The sequence below is a fragment of the Wandonia sp. genome (genome assembly GCF_984588085.1).
Window position 1 is genome coordinate 126232 of sequence record NZ_CFIGVI010000001.1, and the last position, 18358, is coordinate 144589.

Here is an 18358-nt window from a genome sequence, read left to right on the forward strand (position 1 = left end):
TCCTCGGGGTTCTTCTGTGGTTGATACAGGCCAAACAAGAAAAACAGAGCAGATCTACAGAGGATATCTTTGTTCCTGAAATCATTCAGGAGTAGGAACAGTGGTGCGGAATTCAGAGAAATAATCATAATTCTGTTTACATTTGTCGTTTTAATCCGATAGTTCATGCAAAAAACCAGATATACAGTTACAGCGGCATTACCATATGCTAATGGTCCATTACACTTAGGTCATGTTGCCGGGGTTTATTTACCAGCCGATATTTTTGTGCGTTTTCTGCGAATGAATGATGAAGATGTAGCATTTATTTGCGGAAGCGATGAACATGGAGCAGCAATTACCCTCCGGGCAAAAAAGGAGGGAATTACTCCTCAGGAAATTGTAGATAAATATCATGGAATTATTGGGAAAGCATTCAGAGATTTTGATATATCTCTCGATATTTTTCACCGGACATCCGATCCACTTCATTACAAAACAGCTCAGGATTTCTTTAAAAAGCTGGATGATGAAGGGCAGTTTATCCAGGAAACTACAGAACAATATTATGACGAGGAATATAAACAATTCCTTGCAGACAGATACATAACCGGAACGTGTCCGAATTGTAACAGTGAGGGAGCATACGGAGATCAATGTGAAAAATGTGGGACGACTTTAAGTCCCACTGAGTTGATTAACCCGATATCAACGTTGAGCGGATCACGTCCTGTGTTGAAATCAACATCTCACTGGTTCCTTCCAATGGACAGGCATGAAGAATGGCTGAGAGGATGGATTAAAGAGGGGATGTTGGAAGGGAAACAGCATCATGACCCTAAACAATGGAGAAACCAGGTGATAGGCCAATGTATGTCCTGGATTGACGGAGGATTAAAGCCCCGTGCAATGACAAGAGATCTTGACTGGGGGATTCCTGTTCCTGTCGAAGGCGCTGACGGAAAAGTATTATACGTTTGGTTAGATGCACCGATTGGTTATATTTCAGCCACTAAACAGTGGGCAAAAGATACAGGGAAGAACTGGGAAGATTACTGGAAAAATGAAGATACGAAGTTGATTCATTTTATAGGAAAAGATAATATTGTTTTCCATGCGATTATCTTCCCGATTTTACTGAAAGCCCATGGTGAGTTTATCCTTCCGGATAATGTTCCTGCATCCGAGTTTTTAAATCTGGAAGGAGACAAATTTTCAACATCCCGAAACTGGGCAGTTTGGCTGCATGAATTTTTAGCAGATCACCCGGATAAAGTGGACGAATTGAAATATACACTGACGGCCATTGCTCCGGAGTCGAAGGATGCTGAGTTTACCTGGAAAGAGTTTCAGGCGCGCGTAAATAATGAGTTAGCTGATATTCTCGGTAATTTCATTAATCGGGCTTTGGTATTGTCTCATAAGTACTACGAAGGGGCAGTTCCTCCTCAGGGAGAATTAACAGAGGAGGATAAAAAGCTCATGGCTGAAGTAAAACAGGTTCCGGAGCGAATTGCTGCTCTAATTCATAGATATAAGTTCCGGGAAGCTCAAAGCGAAGCTATAAATCTGGCGCGTATGGCAAATAAGTATCTTGCCGATACTGAACCATGGAAACTGGTAAAACAGGATCCGGAGCGCGTAAAAACAATTATGAACATTGCGTTACAGATTTCAGCTAATTTGTCTGTTGTTCTTCGTCCTTTCTTGCCGGGTACAGCGGATAAAATTGCCGGCTTCTTAAATCTGTCGGAGTTGAAATGGGCAGAAGCCGGACGCATGGATCTTTTAAAGGAAGGTGATACGATTAACAAGCCTTCCATCTTATTTGGTAAGATTGACGACGAATTTGTTGAACAGGAGTTGGAGAAATTAAAAGCATCACAAAAATTGAATGTTGATAAAGCGAGCGATATGACACCACAAAAAGAACTTATTAGTTTTGATGATTTTGTCAAGATGGATATTCGATTGGGTAAAATCCTCGAAGCAGAACGAGTTCCTAAGGCTGATAAACTTTTAAAACTTTTAGTAGATACCGGAATTGATAAAAGAACGATCGTTTCAGGTATAGCTGAGTACTATTCAGCAGAAGAGGTTATTGGAAAGACAGTTAGTGTTTTACTTAATCTGGCTCCAAGAAAAATCAGAGGGGTTGAGTCTCAGGGAATGATTTTAATGGCAGAAGACGCTAACGGAAACCTTGCTTTTGTTTCTCCGGAAAAGGACATGAATCCGGGGGGGGAAGTACGCTAAAATCAACTAATTTTTCATCGGAACTATTTTTTTGTGAACTTAATCTACGGAGGGTTGTTCTAACCGTATGGCAGAGTACAAGATAAAAGATCTTGAAAGTTTAACGGGGATCAAGGCGCATACGATACGTATGTGGGAGAAGCGTTATAGCTTGTTGGAACCTTGTCGTACCGATACGAATGTAAGAACATATTCAGATGAAGATCTACAAACGATATTGTTAGTTTCAGTTCTGGTTAATAATGGGTTAAAGATTTCTTTTATTGCAGAAATGACACCTGAGGAACGGTCGTCAAGGGTACAAAAGTTATATAATAAATCACTGGAAAATAGTTCTGTTGAGCAGTTGGTGCTTTCATTATTGCGATTGGACGAAACTCTTTTTAATTCGGTCTTTGATGATCTGGTAAAAGAGAAAGGAATGGAAGTTGCATTTTCACATTATGTTATTCCTTTCCTCGACAAAATTGGTATTATGTGGCTCGTTGGGACGATTAATCCGGCGCAGGAGCATTTTGTAGCCCACCTGATCCGTCAGAAGATTATCGCTTCCATTGATAAGGTAAGGACGAAAGTAGAGGATCCCGAACGGAGAGCTGTACTTTATCTTCCGGAGCATGAATGGCATGAGTTGGGACTGTTGTTTTATCACTATATTTTAAAAGAAGAGGGGTGGAAAGTTTTCTATCTGGGACAATCAGTTCCTTTGGATGCACTGGAGGCGATTGTAAAACAGATCCAACCTGATTTTCTGGTTACTTCCTGGGTAGTAAATGCAGATGATAATGCACTTGATGAACACGTTCGAAAGGTGAGAGCATTTTACTCTGGAGTTTTGGCCATTGGAGGAAAGCAGGTAATGGAGAAGGGAAAGAAAGACTATTTAGTGATACAAAACCACGAAGATTTACACCGGATTATTTCTGATTTGAAGTAGAAGCATTTCTTTGCTACTCATGGTGATACGGCTCATTCCGAAGAATAGTCATTGATCTATACGTTTGTTCCAGAAAAAAAAGACGAATCATCTGATGAGAAAAAGTCATTTTGGAGAGAGAGAGCTTTTCATTGGCTCTCTGATAGACAGTTTCACTAAAACCATACGGACCTCCAATTACAAAAACAGTTGTTTTTATTCCTCTGTTAAACAAGTTCTGATAGTAGTCAGCAAACTGAATAGAGGTATACATTTTTCCCTTGTCATCTAACAGGACGAGATGATCAGTTGATTGAACTTTATTAAGAATTGCAATTCCTTCCTGTTCTTTTATTTGCTCGTGGGTGAGTTTTTTTGCATTTTTAATGTCAGGGATTTCAACTTTTTCAAAGGGGACATATTTGGCTAATCGCTTTATGTATTCTTCTTCTCCCTTTTCCAGAAAATCTTTCCCTGTTTTCCCTACACAGACTAACTTTATCTTCATGAAGCGCGAAGTTACGCTGATTTTTCCAATTTTTTCAAGCTTTCAATCCATGAGAAGGCTTCTTCAGAAGAGTCAAATCGCGCAAACGGAATTTTCCTCTTGTTAAGTTTGACATAATTGTCTACAATTATTTTCTGTGCCAGGTTATTGGTGACAAAAGCTTCGGCTTTAAAAGGCTCGTCCGTCCTGTTCATTGAAAATAAACGTGTGTCTAAATCTGTAGTGGAAAATTCTCCGAATTCAAGTATAAGGTAAGCGTCTTCAATACCATATTCTTTACGAAAGTCAATAGACTTCCTGAGACAATCCAAGGTCATTGTTTCGTCCTTTTTTAGTCGGGCATAGTAAATTGCACCATCCAAATAGCCGATTTCGATAGTCCCGAGATCATACCATTTTCCGATAATAATTTTTTTCATGGTAATTTCCGCCAACATTATTTGTGTCTAGTTTTGGGTTGCACAACTCAAATATATAGACAAACAATTGATTTTACAAGATAAAACAGCGTAATAGGCAGATTGTTTTTGTTTTTCGGTATTTATACCTAACGAAAGTCTCTTGAACAGACTTTTTGCGTTCAGCGAAATCTGTGTATTTTTAGCGAAAAGTACCTTAGAATGAATAAGTGGTTGTTGGTCTTATCTTTTTTTACAGCTTTACAAGGATTTTCCCAAAAAGTGGAGTTGACGCATGAGCAATATGACGAGTGGAAGTCTTTGAAAAAAACCGGAATTTCCCGATCCGGAAGAATACTATTTTATGAAACAGCCCCTTATCGGGGAGATGGCTTTTTAAGCTACAAAAACCTGAATAGTACTGATGCGGATACATTGGTGCGAGGATATGATTTTCAAATTGGAAATAATGATTTGTTCTTTGTTGCCAAAATCCGACCACAGTTTGATACAATTCGGAAATTGGAAATCAAAAAAGTCAAAAAGGATAAACTTCCAAAAGATTCTTTGTGGATCCATATTCCGGGGCGGGATACGTCATTTTATATTGCAAACCTTCTGGATGTTAAGGTCACTTCTTTTTCTGATTGGTTAATGTACCGAACGAATTCAAATGAATTACCTCTTGAAAAAGGGAAGAAGAGGAAAAAAAAGAAGAGAAAGAAGAAAGGAAAGGAACGACCTGATTCGAAAGGAAAATTAGTTACCTTATTTAATCCGGTTACGTATGAAAAAGAACAAATATTGGATGTTACTGACTATCATTTCAGTGATAGTGGAAGGTATATAAGTTTTGTTACGCACCAGAAAAGAGAAAGTAAAGATGTGTACACGTTAGATGTTCGTAATTTGAAAGACCCTTCAAAAAATCAATTTTTTGGACCCTTTACTTCGGTAGGTAAGGTGGTCTGGAACTCCAGAGAGGGTAAAATTGCTTTTTTGGCGAGCAGAGATACTGTTGAAAAGAATAAACATTTCGAACTATTTATTACTGATTTGGAAACGGATCAGCCTCAATTAGTAATTGACAGCTTATTTAGAGGGATGCCTAAAGGTCATGGTCCCAGTGAGTATGGTAATCTTGTGTTTGCAGAGGATGCCGATCGATTATTCTTTGGGACATCTCCACTTCCTGAAAGAGAGCAACAAGATACACTAACAGAAGATGAGAAGGTAAAAGTGGATATATGGGGATGGCAAGATGATGAAATTCAACCCCAACAGCTGATGAGTTTAAAGAGAAAGCAAAAAGAAAATTTTCTCAGTTTCTATGATTGGACAACCGGTAAGTTAGGAGTTTTAGAAAGTGATTCGATGCAGGTAGTTTCTTTTAGTAAACATCGTACGGGTTATTTTTTGCTTTCCAGTAATGAGCGTTACAGATGGGAGTCTGGCTGGAGTTTCCCCTGGAAAAAGGATTATTATTTTATCCGTATTGAAGATGTTGAACCGCAATTGTTTTTAGAGGGATGTACAGAATATATCCATTTAGATCCGGAAGGAACAAAAGCTGTGTATTTTGACTCTAAAAAGGAAGAGTATATGCTGCATGATTTTGTTGCGGATAGGACCAATTGTCTTACTTGTGGTTTTGATGCGGATTGGTTGGAGGATAATAACGGACAACCTTACAAACCTACAGCAATTAACAAAGTATATTGGGAAAACAGCAAAACACATCTTTGGCTAATGGCCAAACACGATTTATACAGAGTCCGGTATAATGGGACGTCTTACCGAAATATTTCAATTGCTTCGGAAAAGAGTTATCCTCAAAATTATGAAGTAATACAATGGGATAAAGATAGTTTATATTATAACCCGCAGCGGGTGTGGATCAAGTCTCAGGATGATAAAACAAAACAAGAAGCAATTTTTACTATTGATGAGCAATGGAACCTTGTAAAACGAATGGAGGACAATGCGGCTCTATTTGGGTTCAGCAAGTCCGAGGAAAGTGATGTCGTTACTTACCGGAGATCAACTGTAAGCAATTATCCGGAATTGTGGGTAACAGATGTGGAGTTTACAAACCCTAAAGTAGTGACACATACTAATCCCCAACAGGAAAATTATAATTGGGCGAATGTTGAGTTGATTAAATGGAAAACTCCTTCCGGAAAGAAGCTTCAGGGATTACTTTATACGCCTGAAAATCTTGATCCAGAGAAAAAGTATCCTTTATTGGTATATTTTTACGAATTGAATAGTGATAACCTGCACAGACACTGGGTGCCGCGGCCAACAGCATCCATTATTTTTCCGACAGAATATGCTTCATCAGGTTATGTTGTATTCATTCCGGATATCAGGTATGAAGCAGGGAATCCGGCAGAGTCAGCTTACGATTGTATTGTTTCCGGGACAGATTATGTCTTAAAGAAATATCCGTTTACTGATTCAGAAAGGATGGGTCTTCAGGGACAGAGTTGGGGAGGTTATCAGACAGCGCAGCTTATAACGATGACGAATAGATATAAGGCTGCTATGGCGGGTGCTCCGGTGGCGAATATGTTCTCTGCCTATGGAGGAATTCGATGGGGAAGTGGTTTTAGCCGGATGTTTCAGTATGAAAGAACACAAAGTCGTATTGGAGGAACCATTTGGGAAGAACCGGAGCGTTATGTGGAAAACTCACCGTTATTTGGTCTTCCGAATGTAAAAACACCTCTTTTAATTATGCACAATGATAATGATGGTGCTGTTCCATGGTATCAGGGAATAGAGTTGTTTATGGGGTTGAGACGATTAAATAAACCTGTTTGGTTGTTAAATTACAACGGAGATAAACATAACCTGATGAAGGAATCTAACCGACGAGATTTAAGTATTCGGATGAAGCAATTTTTCGATCATTATTTGTTGAACAAGCCCGCACCAAAATGGATGGTAGATGGAATCCCTGCGATAGATAAAGGGAAAGACAATGGTTTGGAATTGGTTGACTAAGTGTGTTTTTTGACTGATTTTCATTGTTTTATGTTTAAGCTTGAATTTTTTATTGAAATTGATTTTTGAAATAGAAAATACTATAAATTCGATGAAAAATTGAGTACTGCTGAGTAAGCGATAGTCACCTACTAAAGGGATGAGGCCGAGGGGGCATTAATTAGTAAATTGATGGTTTTATGATTCATCCGAAAACTGAACTGAGGTTCATTGATGACCATGTGGGATACGGTGTGTTTGCAACTGATGATATTCCCGAAGGAACAATTGTATACGTAAAAGACTCTTTGGAGTTAGTGGTTACTCCTACCGATTACCTGTTGCATTCTGAGGAAGTAAAAGAAGTTATAGAGAAGTATTCCTATATTGATCAGAACGGGAACCGTATAATCAGCTGGGATTTTGCGAAATATGTAAATCACTGTTGTAATTGTAATACAATAAGTACCGGATATGGTTTTGAAATAGCTATTCGCAATATCCAAAAAGGGGAACAGATTACTGACGAATACGGGATTTTTAACCTGACTTATCCTATGGAGGTTAGTTGTGGCTCGGCTAATTGCAGAAAAGTAATTAAACCAGATGATTTTGACACTTATTATAAGGAGTGGGATAATAAAATCAGGAAATCAATTGTAAGGTTGTTTGAAGTAGAGCAGCCGCTAATGTCTTTTGTTGAAAAGGAATCCAGAGAAGAGCTAGATTCTTTTTTCCAGAATCCCGACTCTTATAAATCAGTTTACGCTTTAAAGTTTAAATCTTAGAAGAAGGATCTATCACTGAACTAGTTTTCATACCTGTATTTTAATGCCTTCAGATCATTTCAGAAGGCATTAAATGTTTTTATTATCTACTATTTTCTTATTGAATTACTCACCTTATACAAACCTTATTCAAGGTTAAGTATTTTATTATCAGGTATAAAAACATTTTTCAAATGATTTCAAACGAATAACTTCCGTATACAAATAATTAATAAACGAAAAACTTTTTGATGCTGTCTCAACTTTGCAGTGTCGATTGATTACAAACTCACTCGACGTGTTGAAATTAACTAACATTAAAAATTAACAGTATGAGCACGTTAAGAAACAAAGTAGCATTAGTAGGACGCACAGGAATTGAGCCTGAAGTTCGAAATTTTGAAAACGGACGTAAATTTGTGCGTTTAACATTGGCAACAAGTGAGTCATATCGAAATAAAAATGGAGAGCGAGTTGAAAGCACCCAGTGGCATACGGTTGTTGCATGGGGAAAACTTGCTGGTATTTTTGAGAACTATGTAAGTAAAGGACAGGAAATTATGGTCGAAGGTAAACTTATTACCCGGAGCTATGATGACAAGAATGGCGACAAGAAGTACTTTACGGAAATAGAGGCATCAGATGTATTGCTCTTAGGAAAGAAAAATTAACCTTAAAACTTACCGATTATGAATACACCAGTAAATCATGTACACCTGATAGGGAGCCTAACAAAGGAACCTGCTGTAATTACAACATCATCAGGAAAGAAAATGGTGCGTTTTGCTTTGACAACCCGGGAGTACCGCAAGGGGCTGGAAGGAAAAGTCGAAACAGAAAATCAATGGCACAAAATAGTTGCCTGGGGAAAATGGGCCATAGTTCTAGAAGAGTTTGCTCATAAAGGAGCAAGAATAGCGATCGAGGGTAAATTGAGATCACGTTTTTTTCGCGGAAAAGACGGGAAAAGTCACTACTCCACAGAAATAGAAGTAAAAGACCTTGTACTTCTTAATCATGGAGAGTTGGCAAAATCAGCTTAGTTCAATGTAACCCTAACCTACACCTAAAAGGCTGCCTCTGACGGGGCAGCTTTTTTAATTGCTTAACCAGTAGGAAGGGTTTAGTTTTTCTACTGAGTTAGCTTTTACTTCATGAATTTCGAAGTGCGCTATTGATATATTTCCTTGGGGTAGCAATGTCCCTATAACCTGTTTTACAGAGATTTTGGTGCCTTTATCCACGTAGACATCCTGAAGGTTAGAGTACACCGTTCTATAGTTTCCATGTTTAATAATCACTACCTTACCAGCTCCGGGAATACTTAAAACAGAGGTAACTTCTCCCTGAAAAACAGCTCTGACATTAGCTCCTTTGGCAGTACTTATATCAACACCATTATTGTAGGTGTATATGTGAGGAACTGTAGGGTGGGGATTCTTTCCGAATTTTTCAGTAATGGTTCCACTTTCTACGGGATAAGGAAGCTTTCCTTTATTTGTAGTAAAATCGCTACCGATTAACCTGGCTTCAGGTGTCAGACCAAATTTTTCAGCGGCATCATTTACATTTTCTTTAGGAACAACAGCTACTCCACCTTCTTTTTCAGCTTTTTCTTTTGCCGCACGTTCCCGGGCAAGACGTTCTGCTTCAGCTTTTTTTCTAGCTTCCTCCAGTTCACGTGCTATTGCTTTTTGAATTTCTGCCTGTAATGCAGCCTTTTTTCGTTCTTCCTCTCTTAGTTTGGTAAGTAGTTCATTTTCGCGTGACTTAAATTCATTGTAGAGTTTCTGTTGATTCTCTTTGTCAGCTATAAGGGCTTCTCTTTCTGCACGTTTTGTACTTGCCAGTTTTAAAGATTCCTGCTTTTGATCGTTTAGTTCTACACTTTCCTTTGCAAGAAGGTCTTGATTTTGTCGAATAAGAAGTACCTGACGCAGTCGGATTTCTTTTATTTTTTCCAGATAGACCATTCTTTTGTAAGCCTGATTGAAGTTATCGCTGGAAAAGATGAACATAATACGATCGTATTTATTTCGCTTTTTATAAGCGTAGAACACCATTGCCCGGTACTGCTCCTTTAAGCTTTCAATTTTGGCATTTAAAGAAACGATTGAAGACTCAATATCCTGGATTCTATTGTCAGTGGCTTTTATCTGTTGATCAATATTCTCAAGTAATTGTTCCCGAAAACGAATATTCTGTTCTGTGAGCTGTAATTCCTGAAAACTTTTTTCAGTTCCTTTTTTGGTAGTTTCCAGCAAAGATTTGGTGGCCTGAATCTGTTTTTCAAGTTGTGCCTGTTCTTTTTTTAGCTTCTCACTTTTCTGTTGGGAAAAAACAGGTGAGAGAGTAAAAAGGAGTAAAAACAATATGTAACTAGTTACATTCTTCATAGCTGTCAGGAATAGTCAAAAATATGGTCTTTTCCTTTTCTATTTCAGGTTTTTGAAATTTCATTTCTACCGCAATTGTATCACGTGGAGTAAAAATCTCCAATTCAGTTCTCTGAGGAAGTGGAATTCCCATATCTGTGTAGCGATCATAAAACTGTATCCGTATGGATAGAGTGTCCTGCGGACTATCCAGTGCTATTTGTTCCAAATCCAATGTTTGAGGGTGTAGAAAGTATCTGATGAGGATATTGTTTTCTGGTCGGCTTTCCCGACGATTAATGAAGCGCTTTTTATGTGAGCTAACAATGTAATATCTTGTATCATCCAACTGGTGGTATTTTTCGTCTGTTTCCCAGGCAAGAGGAAGTCCTAATAACAATTCTTCTACCTGAGGAAAATCAAATGGGATTTCGAATTTATCTTTTAGAATATCTAAATCAGCCAAGATAAAGCATTTGTCCTTTTTATTGACAACTTTCAGTGAATCGTAGGTTAAAACAGAATTGATTATAGGAATAGCAGCAAAAGTAATAGTGGCATTTATTGCACTGTCTCTTTTCATTTTCAAGGTTGTCTTGAAACTTTGCCTTTGCTCGCGAGAAGAAAATCGTATCGCAATTTTGGTAGATAAGAAGTCCCACTCCGTTTTTGATAATTCTTCTAAATGTTGAACAAGCTCTGATGTGCGTTTCCTTTCAATTTTTCCGAATCCGCTGTCCAAACTTTTTTTGGAGCATGAAATCAATACAAGCCCGGCCACTACAATCCACTTGAAGTGATTATTACGGATTGCGCTCATAATATTCACCTGTTTCAATTTTTCTCTCCAGCACTTCATCTTTATTTCCTAAATCGCGCGAAGTTAACCATAATTCTTTAGCTTCATCTTTCTCTCCCAGTTTAAAAAGAATATCACCATAATGTTCTGCTATAACAGCATTTTTAGGGGAAAATGAAAATGCTTTTTTTATTTTCACAAGAGCTTCATTATAATCTGATTTTCTGAATAATATCCAGGCATAAGTGTCAAGAAAGTTGGGTTGGTCAGGACTTATTCGATCTGCGGATTGTATGGCTTTCAGAGCTTCGTCAAGGTGTACATTATGCACAGCTAGTTTATAAGCAAAATTGTTTAGATAAACAGCATTAGAAGGATCTTCCGATAGTGCATTTTTATAGTGAGTAAGAGCCTTATCGTATTCCTTGATTGCCATATGCGCTTCACCGAGATAAAAATCAAACTCAGCAGAGAGCAGTTTGTCTTTTACAACGAAATCTTTCCCTATTGTTAAATATTCAATCGCCTCGTCAGTTCTTCCGGTTGATAATGCCCCAACACCGGCAAACAAATAGATATTGGAGATCGTTGGGAAATACTCAAGAGCTGCTTTACTATCCTGATAGAGATTTTCGTATTGCCCTAACATAAAAGCCAGATAAAGGGTTTCATGCCAAATCGGATATTTAGTTTTATCAAATTGGAGGGCAGTTCGGAATGCTTCCAAAGCTTCTTGTCTGTTACCATTTTTTAGAAAAAAATCTCCCTGAATAGAATAGGTTTTGGCATCTGCACCGTGCATTTTAATCAGAATCTCCAATAATTCAAAGGCTTCCTGATCGATCGGATTCTGATTATCATGGATGTCTATTAAGAGCTTTATTTTTGAATCAATCTCTAAAGCCTGACTAGCGAACGCTTTCTTTAAATATTCATATGTTTTTTGCTTATCCCCTTTTGAATTATAGTAATCTGCCATTGCGAGCAACGTATGAGGGTTATTGGGATCTTTCTCAAGCATCTCATCCAGAAGACTAATAATCTCAGACTCTTTACCCAGACTCTTGTAATAATCCAAGAGCATAGCAGCATATTCAGGAGAATCGGGGTATTCATTCATGAGTCCACGTAATTCAGTGACAACTTTTTCGGTTTCTCCCTGATCTACCAGCATTTCAATTTTTCGATGAACAAGATCAGGAATAGGACCTGCCTCTTCAATCATTCTGTCATAAGTAGATATAGCTCCTTTGATATTGCTGTTATATAACTGTGCTTCTGAATAATAATAGAGCCAGTCAAGATTGTAAGGCTCAATATCCGTAAGCTTTTTGTAACTTTCTTCTGCTTGATCGTAGTCTCCTGAATTTTGCTGGATATATGCTAAAAGTTCGAGATACCAAATATTATCAGGGTCGATAGCGTATGCTTTTTCTATGTAGTTTTTGGCTTTTGTTGTTTGTCTGTTTCCTGCATAAAAATTAGCAAGTACGTATAGCACCGCATCATCTTCAGGATTCATTTTTATGCATTCCTCAAATAAAGCTACTGCACCATTGTAATCTCCTACAGTTTTTAATCGTAAAGCTTCATAAAATTTAGCCTTATAAGGAGTCCGCTCTCCAGGAAGAGTTAAGGCAGATTCTTTCGCTTCTTCACGTATACGCTCTTCCGTTTTATTCTTCTTATCTCGCTTTTTCTTTTGCGCAAGAGCTGTATTTCCTGCAAATAAGAGGAAACAAAGAAACAGAGTTATATGCCAAAAAAATTTCATTCTTTACTTGTTGAATAATCGCCAATACTCAGATCGCTTGATCTGCCGGTGACTTTACAATTATTTCCGATCATTGAATTCTTTAGATTAGAAGAATCAATTTCCGTACCATTTTGAATCAGCGAATTAGAGATCACCGAACTCTTTACTTTTGAATTGCTTCCAAGACTAACATGGGGCCCGATTACACTATTTGTCACAGTTACATGATCTCCGATAAAACAGGGAGGTATAATGACTGAATTGACAATGTTTGCCTGGCTGCTAATTGTGGATAGTCCTTTTTCTCTGTCGTACTCCAGTACCCGCTGATTGGTGTGTACAGTAACGTTTTTATTTCCACAGTCTAACCATTCTGAAACTTCTCCGGGCTTAAATTTAGTGCCCTTTTCAGTTAGTCTTCTTAAAGCGTCCGGGAGCTGATACTCGCCCCCTTTGATAATAGCGTTATCAATGAGATAATTAATTTCTGCTCTTAGTTCTTCACCCTTTTTGAAATAATAAATGCCTATCATAGCCAGATCGGAAACAAACGTTTGAGGTTTCTCTACAAAATCAACTATTTCCTTGTTTTCATTCATTTTGATTACTCCAAAAGAACTGGGGTCTTCGATTTGTTTTACCCAAAGTACACCATCGACATTATCCTCCATGGTGAAGTCGGCCTTAAATAAAGTATCTGCAAACGCGACAACAACTTTTCCATTGAGTAAAGGCTCGGCACAAAGAACTGCATGAGCCGTCCCCAAAGGCTCTGTTTGATGAAATATATGTCCTTTGGCACCTAGCTTTTCAGCTACTTCAATAAGTTCCTGTTCAACTTCACTACCAAAGTCCCCGATCACAAAACCAATTTCTTCTATAGGTTCGTTACAAACAGCTGCGATATCTTCAACAAGCCGATGGACAATTGGTTTTCCTCCCACAGGAATAAGAGGTTTGGGTGTAGTTAATGTATGAGGACGCAAACGGCTACCTCTACCAGCCATTGGAACAATAATTTTCATCTATCTAATTTCGTTTTAAGTCGTTAAATTTATTTTGTACCGGTGCTTCCAAACCCCCCTGCACCTCGCTTTGTTTCTGATAAGTCGGAAGTTACTTCCCATGTTGCCTGTTCTACTTTGGCAAATACCAGTTGAGCAATACGTTCTCCATTTTCCAAAGTAACAGGTTCGTTAGACAAATTGATGAGGATGACACCGATTTCACCTCTGTAATCTGCATCAATAGTGCCAGGAGAGTTTAAAACAGTGATTCCTTTTTTTAGGGCTAATCCACTCCTTGGTCGCACCTGAGCTTCATAACCGGCCGGTATTTCCAAAAAAAGACCGGTTTTAACCAATGTTCTTTCCAGAGGTTGTAATGTAATTGAATGCGTATTGTTTGCCCGTAAGTCAACTCCGGCAGAAAGAGGTGTCTCATAGGCCGGGAGTCCTTGTTCGGATGTGTTTTTTATTTTGACAATCATTGTATCGTAATCTTTGGACGCAATTTACTTAATAATTCTCAAAGAAAAGGGGTGTAAAACTATAAAATAAGTAGATAAGGGGGCTTATAAATTCTATTTCCGTTCAAATATTCATGTTGCTCGTATTTGATTTGTAACTTTGCAAAAAAGAGAAGAAGAGCTATGTCTGATGTGTTTGATGTATATGCGATTAGAAACGATTTTCCGATTCTTTCGGAAAAGGTTGGGGATAAACAGTTGGTTTACTTTGATAACGGAGCAACTGCACAAAAACCACAAATTGTATTGGATGCGATTACTGCGTACTACTCAAAATACAACGCAAATATTCATAGAGGAGTACACCATCTAAGTCAGGTTGCAACTCAGGCTTATGAAGATGCACGGGCATTGATAGCAAGTTGTCTTGGGGTGAGTAATTCCAACGAAATATTGTTCACAAAAGGCACAACCGATAGTATAAATTTGGTTGCTTTCTCTTTTGGAGAACTGTTGAAAGAGGGAGATGAGATTATTATTTCTGCGATGGAACATCACTCGAATATCGTTCCCTGGCAGATGCTTTGTGAGCGAAAAGGATGTGTGCTTCGGGTAATACCGATGTTTGAATCCGGGGAGTTGGATCTTGAGGCGTATAAAGAAATGCTTTCGGAAAAAACAAAAATGGTGGCAGTTACTCATATTTCAAATGCTCTGGGAACTATTAATCCAATTAAGAAAATAATTGATTGGGCACATTTAGTTGGTGCCAAAGTTCTTGTAGATGCAGCGCAGAGTGTGCAGCACATGGCAGTGGATGTGAAAGAAATGGATTGTGATTTTCTTGCTCTTTCAGGACACAAGGTATTTGGTCCGACTGGAGTTGGAATTTTGTATGGAAAACAAGAACTGTTAAATCAGATGCCTCCTTATCAGGGTGGGGGGGATATGATAGCCACAGTAACATTTGAGAAAACTACCTATAATACTTTGCCACATAAATTTGAGGCAGGGACACCGCATATTGCAGGGGGGATTTGTCTTGGAAAAGCATTTGAGTATCTTAAAACGCTGGATATGGATGCTATTCAGAAGTACGAATCGGAGTTGTTGGAGTATGCTACCGATAGATTGATGGAGATCGAAGGAATGAAAATTTATGGAGAAGCTGAAAACAAAACCAGTGTGATCTCCTTCCTAATAGAAGGAACTCATCCTTATGATGTGGGAACGTTATTAGATAAGATGGGAATTGCTGTACGAACTGGTCATCATTGTACTCAGCCTATAATGGATTTTTATAACATTCCAGGGACAATAAGAGCATCATTTGCTTTTTATAATACGAAAGAGGAAGTGGATAGTATGATAAATGCTCTAAACAGAGCGGTAGGAATGCTGAAGTAAAGAAAACAAATGAAGACAATTAAGGAAATAGAAGAAGAAATCGTTGATGAATTTTCAGTTTATGATGACTGGATGGATAAATACGAATACATTATTGAACTCGGAAAAGAACTTCCGTTGATCGATGAAAAATATAAGACAGATGACAGGCTTATTAAAGGTTGCCAGAGTCGGGTTTGGTTGCATGCAGAAAAAGAAGGAGATGAGATGGTCTTTACGGCTGATTCTGATGCGATTATCACAAAGGGAATAATAGGGTTGTTAATTCGTGTGCTGTCTCATCAGAGTCCTGAAGATATTGCAAAGGCCGAATTAGGTTTTATAAAAGAAATCGGATTACAGGAGCATCTTTCACCAACACGAGCAAATGGCTTGGTGAGTATGATCAAACAGTTGAAAATGGCGGCAATAACTGAAGTGTCCGGAAAGTGATTGTTGGATCAGGGTTCAGGGAAATTTCCACATTCATTTCTGAGCTCGTATAATTGCTCGGGTCCCATTTCTTTAAACTGATCACAAATTTCATCTACCTCTTCTCTAAGTAATTGGAGTTTTTCTTCCTGCTCTTCAGTAATGACGTCACTTTTCAGTAGTTCGCTGGAAAATTGATTGAGCTCATCTCCCTTTTCGATACAAGTACACAGTTCATTTTTTGAGCTGCAGGCAGTCAACAAAAAGAATGATACTGTCAGTAAACTTAAAATTCGTTTTTTCATTTTAACTTTATCCAAATAAAACACCAAAGATACAAAAGTGAGACTTACATCAAAGCTTCCTAATGTAGGAACAACCATATTTACACAAATGAGCGCTTTGGCTGCAGAGACAGGTGCAATCAACCTGTCGCAGGGTTTTCCTGGTTTTCCGGTATCGGAAGACTTTAAAAGGATTCTAGCTGACACCATCCATCAAAATGTTCATCAATACGCACCTATGCAAGGCCTTCTTACATTACGTGAGCAGATTAGGCAAGTGGTTGATCAGGAATATCAACGGAAGATTGGTGTTGATGACATTTTGGTTACAGCAGGAGCAACGCAAGCAATTTTTACGGTTGTTCAGGCTCTCGTTAATGAAGGGGATGAGGTGTTGATCATTGATCCCGCTTATGATTGCTACAGACCTGCGGTTGACCTTGTAAAAGCGAAAGCGGTTCATGTATCTTTAGATCGTCAATTCAGGTTAGATATAGATGCGATAGAGGATGCTTTAAATTCACGGACACGAATGATTATTGTTAATAATCCGCATAATCCAACAGGAACCGTTTTTACCAAAGCACAAATGGATAGTCTGGTAGGTGTTCTTGAAAAGTACCCGGATTGTTTCATTCTTGCAGATGAGGTGTATGAATTCATTAATTTTTTAGGTGAGCCCGTAAGTTTTAATTATTATCCTCAACTTTTTGACCGGTTAATTTGTATTTCATCTTTTGGCAAGACTTTGCATGCGACAGGTTGGAAAGTCGGGTATCTTACAGCTCCGGATAAAATCATGAAAGAGATTCTGAAAGTGCATCAATTCCTGGTCTTTTCAGTAAGCCATTTTGCCCAATCTGCGATAGCAGAATATCTAAAGATTTTTGAAATAAAAGAACTTGCTGGATTTTACAGAGCCAAGCAAGAGGTTTTGTCTAATAGTTTGAGTGAATCCTCTTTGAAGTTGATGCCTTGTTCCGGCACTTATTTTCAGGTAGTCGATATTTCAGGTGTTACCGACATGGAAGATGTCGATTATGCGGTCTGGTTGACAAAAGAGAAAGGGGTAGCAACGATTCCTTTGTCTGTTTTTTATACTTCCCAACCTTTTACAAACTACCTGCGTCTATGCTTTGCAAAGGATGAAGAGACGCTTTCAAAAGCAGGAGATATATTATGTCAGATTTAGTAGTCGCGGGTGTTCAATCCAGACAATTCTGGGAGGATAAAGGGAAGAATCTGGAGCATTTTGAGAATTTACTTGAGAGAAGTGATTTGTCTGATGTAGATGTTTTACTTTTCCCTGAAATGTTCCATACCGGTTTTACGATGAACGCAAAACCGTTGGCAGAAACGATGAGCCAATCTGAAGGGGTTGATTGGTTAAAAAAGGTGAGTGCCCGATACAATTGTCTTACGATAGCTTCTCTCATAATAGAGGAGGAAGGTCTGTTTTATAATCGGATGGTTGCAGTATTTCCTGACGGGCATATAAAAAAATACGATAAAATGCATCTTTTTTCACTTGCCGGCGAGGAAAAAGTTTTTAGTCCCGGGATGACTGAGAAGATTTTAGAATTCAAAGGTTGGCGGATAAAACTTCAGGTTTGTTTTGATCTTCGTTTTCCTGAAGGGGCTAGAAATAGTATTGGGAAAGACGGGAAACCGTTGTATGACCTTTTAGTGTATAATGCGAACTGGCCAACAAGACGAATTAAACATTGGGATATTCTTGTTCCTGCAAGAGCAGTTGAAAATCAGTGCTATGTGTTGGCAGTAAATCGGGTTGGCACAGATGGTAATGGTATTGAATATGATGGTCATTCTCAATTGGTAGATGGGCAGGGGGAGATTTTACAGAAATACGATAATTCTGAAGAGATTGTTTTTAAATCTGTATTATCACGAACAGAGTTAGAAAGTCTAAGAGAGAAATTAGCTTTTTTAAAAGATAGGAAAGAAAATGTTAGAATCTTTTAACCCTTGTTAATTGTACTGTTTATTATGGATTATCAGAGTTTTTTTATTAATTTCGGAACTTAT

Annotated in this window: 18 protein-coding genes; 10 read left to right on the top strand and 8 right to left on the bottom strand. The window is 38.2% G+C overall.

The window, feature by feature from the left end; genetic code table 11:
• Positions 1–165: 165 nt before the first annotated feature.
• A complete protein-coding gene (gene metG, locus AC4PL9_RS00555) occupies positions 166–2235 on the top strand; it encodes a methionine--tRNA ligase (protein WP_491602847.1) in 2070 nt (689 codons plus the stop codon).
• A gap of 67 nt (positions 2236–2302) precedes the next feature.
• A complete protein-coding gene (locus AC4PL9_RS00560) occupies positions 2303–3172 on the top strand; it encodes a MerR family transcriptional regulator (protein ID WP_491602848.1) in 870 nt (289 codons plus the stop codon).
• Positions 3173–3185: 13 nt separating this feature from the next.
• On the opposite strand, the gene rlmH is transcribed toward AC4PL9_RS00560, so the two are convergent.
• Both rlmH and AC4PL9_RS00570 read right to left on the bottom strand, forming a co-directional pair.
• The gene (rlmH, locus tag AC4PL9_RS00565) at positions 3186–3659 is read right to left on the bottom strand and encodes a 23S rRNA (pseudouridine(1915)-N(3))-methyltransferase RlmH (RefSeq protein ID WP_491602849.1); all 474 of its coding nucleotides are present in this window, start codon (positions 3657–3659) and stop codon (positions 3186–3188) included.
• An 11-nt stretch (positions 3660–3670) separates the two neighbouring features.
• On the bottom strand, positions 3671–4078 hold the full coding sequence (locus tag AC4PL9_RS00570) for a DUF7793 family protein (protein WP_491602850.1): 408 nt from the start codon (positions 4076–4078) through the stop codon (positions 3671–3673).
• A 201-nt stretch (positions 4079–4279) separates the two neighbouring features.
• Here AC4PL9_RS00570 and AC4PL9_RS00575 point away from each other — a divergent pair, with 201 nt between their 5' ends.
• From AC4PL9_RS00575 to AC4PL9_RS00590, 4 genes are all read left to right on the top strand, one after another.
• Positions 4280–7066, top strand: a complete 2787-nt coding sequence (locus AC4PL9_RS00575; protein WP_491602851.1) for an alpha/beta hydrolase family protein — start codon at positions 4280–4282, stop codon at positions 7064–7066.
• A 179-nt stretch (positions 7067–7245) separates the two neighbouring features.
• Positions 7246–7833 (top strand): SET domain-containing protein, encoded by a 588-nt coding sequence (locus AC4PL9_RS00580; protein WP_491602852.1) that lies wholly within the window; start codon positions 7246–7248, stop codon positions 7831–7833.
• A gap of 311 nt (positions 7834–8144) precedes the next feature.
• Entirely contained in the window at positions 8145–8483 is a 339-nt protein-coding gene (locus tag AC4PL9_RS00585; protein ID WP_491602853.1) for a single-stranded DNA-binding protein, read from the top strand.
• A gap of 18 nt (positions 8484–8501) precedes the next feature.
• Positions 8502–8855 (top strand): single-stranded DNA-binding protein, encoded by a 354-nt coding sequence (locus AC4PL9_RS00590; RefSeq protein WP_491602854.1) that lies wholly within the window; start codon positions 8502–8504, stop codon positions 8853–8855.
• Positions 8856–8909: 54 nt separating this feature from the next.
• Here AC4PL9_RS00590 and AC4PL9_RS00595 read toward each other — a convergent pair whose 3' ends face one another.
• From AC4PL9_RS00595 to dut, 5 genes are read right to left on the bottom strand one after another with little or no spacing between them, the layout of a single operon-like run.
• Positions 8910–10208, bottom strand: a complete 1299-nt coding sequence (locus tag AC4PL9_RS00595; protein ID WP_491602855.1) for a murein hydrolase activator EnvC family protein — start codon at positions 10206–10208, stop codon at positions 8910–8912.
• On the bottom strand, positions 10192–11007 hold the full coding sequence (gene lolB1, locus AC4PL9_RS00600) for a lipoprotein insertase outer membrane protein LolB1 (RefSeq protein WP_491602856.1): 816 nt from the start codon (positions 11005–11007) through the stop codon (positions 10192–10194). The genes AC4PL9_RS00595 and lolB1 overlap by 17 nt, the downstream gene beginning before the upstream one ends.
• The gene (locus AC4PL9_RS00605) at positions 10991–12760 is read right to left on the bottom strand and encodes a tetratricopeptide repeat protein (protein WP_491602857.1); all 1770 of its coding nucleotides are present in this window, start codon (positions 12758–12760) and stop codon (positions 10991–10993) included. The genes lolB1 and AC4PL9_RS00605 overlap by 17 nt, the downstream gene beginning before the upstream one ends.
• Entirely contained in the window at positions 12757–13767 is a 1011-nt protein-coding gene (locus AC4PL9_RS00610) for a sugar phosphate nucleotidyltransferase (protein WP_491602858.1), read from the bottom strand. Before AC4PL9_RS00610 ends, AC4PL9_RS00605 begins: the two co-directional genes overlap by 4 nt.
• Positions 13768–13796: 29 nt before the next feature.
• Positions 13797–14231, bottom strand: a complete 435-nt coding sequence (gene dut, locus AC4PL9_RS00615; RefSeq protein ID WP_491602859.1) for a dUTP diphosphatase — start codon at positions 14229–14231, stop codon at positions 13797–13799.
• A gap of 171 nt (positions 14232–14402) precedes the next feature.
• Here dut and AC4PL9_RS00620 point away from each other — a divergent pair, with 171 nt between their 5' ends.
• Both AC4PL9_RS00620 and AC4PL9_RS00625 read left to right on the top strand, forming a co-directional pair.
• A complete protein-coding gene (locus AC4PL9_RS00620; protein WP_491602964.1) occupies positions 14403–15617 on the top strand; it encodes an aminotransferase class V-fold PLP-dependent enzyme in 1215 nt (404 codons plus the stop codon).
• A gap of 9 nt (positions 15618–15626) precedes the next feature.
• The gene (locus tag AC4PL9_RS00625; RefSeq protein WP_491602860.1) at positions 15627–16049 is read left to right on the top strand and encodes a SufE family protein; all 423 of its coding nucleotides are present in this window, start codon (positions 15627–15629) and stop codon (positions 16047–16049) included.
• An 8-nt stretch (positions 16050–16057) separates the two neighbouring features.
• Here AC4PL9_RS00625 and AC4PL9_RS00630 read toward each other — a convergent pair whose 3' ends face one another.
• Positions 16058–16333, bottom strand: a complete 276-nt coding sequence (locus AC4PL9_RS00630) for a hypothetical protein (protein WP_491602861.1) — start codon at positions 16331–16333, stop codon at positions 16058–16060.
• 37 nt (positions 16334–16370) lie between these two features.
• On the opposite strand from AC4PL9_RS00630, the gene AC4PL9_RS00635 reads away from it, so the two are divergent.
• Positions 16371–17504 carry a methionine aminotransferase gene (locus tag AC4PL9_RS00635; RefSeq protein WP_491602862.1) on the top strand — a complete coding sequence of 378 codons (1134 nt, stop codon included), beginning with the start codon at positions 16371–16373 and terminating at the stop codon, positions 17502–17504.
• The gene (locus AC4PL9_RS00640) at positions 17492–18295 is read left to right on the top strand and encodes a nitrilase-related carbon-nitrogen hydrolase (protein ID WP_491602863.1); all 804 of its coding nucleotides are present in this window, start codon (positions 17492–17494) and stop codon (positions 18293–18295) included. The genes AC4PL9_RS00635 and AC4PL9_RS00640 overlap by 13 nt, the downstream gene beginning before the upstream one ends.
• Positions 18296–18358 lie beyond the last annotated feature (63 nt).

Excerpts from the sequence above, each read along its gene's own strand:
- AC4PL9_RS00625 (WP_491602860.1), top strand. The coding sequence starts at position 15,627 with ATGAAGACAATTAAGGAAATAGAAGAAGAAATCGTTGATGAATTTTCA.
- AC4PL9_RS00610 (WP_491602858.1), bottom strand. The coding sequence starts at position 13,767 with ATGAAAATTATTGTTCCAATGGCTGGTAGAGGTAGCCGTTTGCGTCCT.
- AC4PL9_RS00640 (WP_491602863.1), top strand. The coding sequence starts at position 17,492 with ATGTCAGATTTAGTAGTCGCGGGTGTTCAATCCAGACAATTCTGGGAG.
- AC4PL9_RS00570 (WP_491602850.1), bottom strand. The coding sequence starts at position 4,078 with ATGAAAAAAATTATTATCGGAAAATGGTATGATCTCGGGACTATCGAA.
- AC4PL9_RS00605 (WP_491602857.1), bottom strand. The coding sequence starts at position 12,760 with ATGAAATTTTTTTGGCATATAACTCTGTTTCTTTGTTTCCTCTTATTT.
- metG (WP_491602847.1), top strand. The coding sequence starts at position 166 with ATGCAAAAAACCAGATATACAGTTACAGCGGCATTACCATATGCTAAT.
- AC4PL9_RS00580 (WP_491602852.1), top strand. The coding sequence starts at position 7,246 with ATGATTCATCCGAAAACTGAACTGAGGTTCATTGATGACCATGTGGGA.
- AC4PL9_RS00575 (WP_491602851.1), top strand. The coding sequence starts at position 4,280 with ATGAATAAGTGGTTGTTGGTCTTATCTTTTTTTACAGCTTTACAAGGA.
- AC4PL9_RS00590 (WP_491602854.1), top strand. The coding sequence starts at position 8,502 with ATGAATACACCAGTAAATCATGTACACCTGATAGGGAGCCTAACAAAG.
- AC4PL9_RS00630 (WP_491602861.1), bottom strand. The coding sequence starts at position 16,333 with ATGAAAAAACGAATTTTAAGTTTACTGACAGTATCATTCTTTTTGTTG.
- dut (WP_491602859.1), bottom strand. The coding sequence starts at position 14,231 with ATGATTGTCAAAATAAAAAACACATCCGAACAAGGACTCCCGGCCTAT.
- AC4PL9_RS00595 (WP_491602855.1), bottom strand. The coding sequence starts at position 10,208 with ATGAAGAATGTAACTAGTTACATATTGTTTTTACTCCTTTTTACTCTC.
- lolB1 (WP_491602856.1), bottom strand. The coding sequence starts at position 11,007 with ATGAGCGCAATCCGTAATAATCACTTCAAGTGGATTGTAGTGGCCGGG.
- AC4PL9_RS00585 (WP_491602853.1), top strand. The coding sequence starts at position 8,145 with ATGAGCACGTTAAGAAACAAAGTAGCATTAGTAGGACGCACAGGAATT.
- AC4PL9_RS00560 (WP_491602848.1), top strand. The coding sequence starts at position 2,303 with ATGGCAGAGTACAAGATAAAAGATCTTGAAAGTTTAACGGGGATCAAG.
- rlmH (WP_491602849.1), bottom strand. The coding sequence starts at position 3,659 with ATGAAGATAAAGTTAGTCTGTGTAGGGAAAACAGGGAAAGATTTTCTG.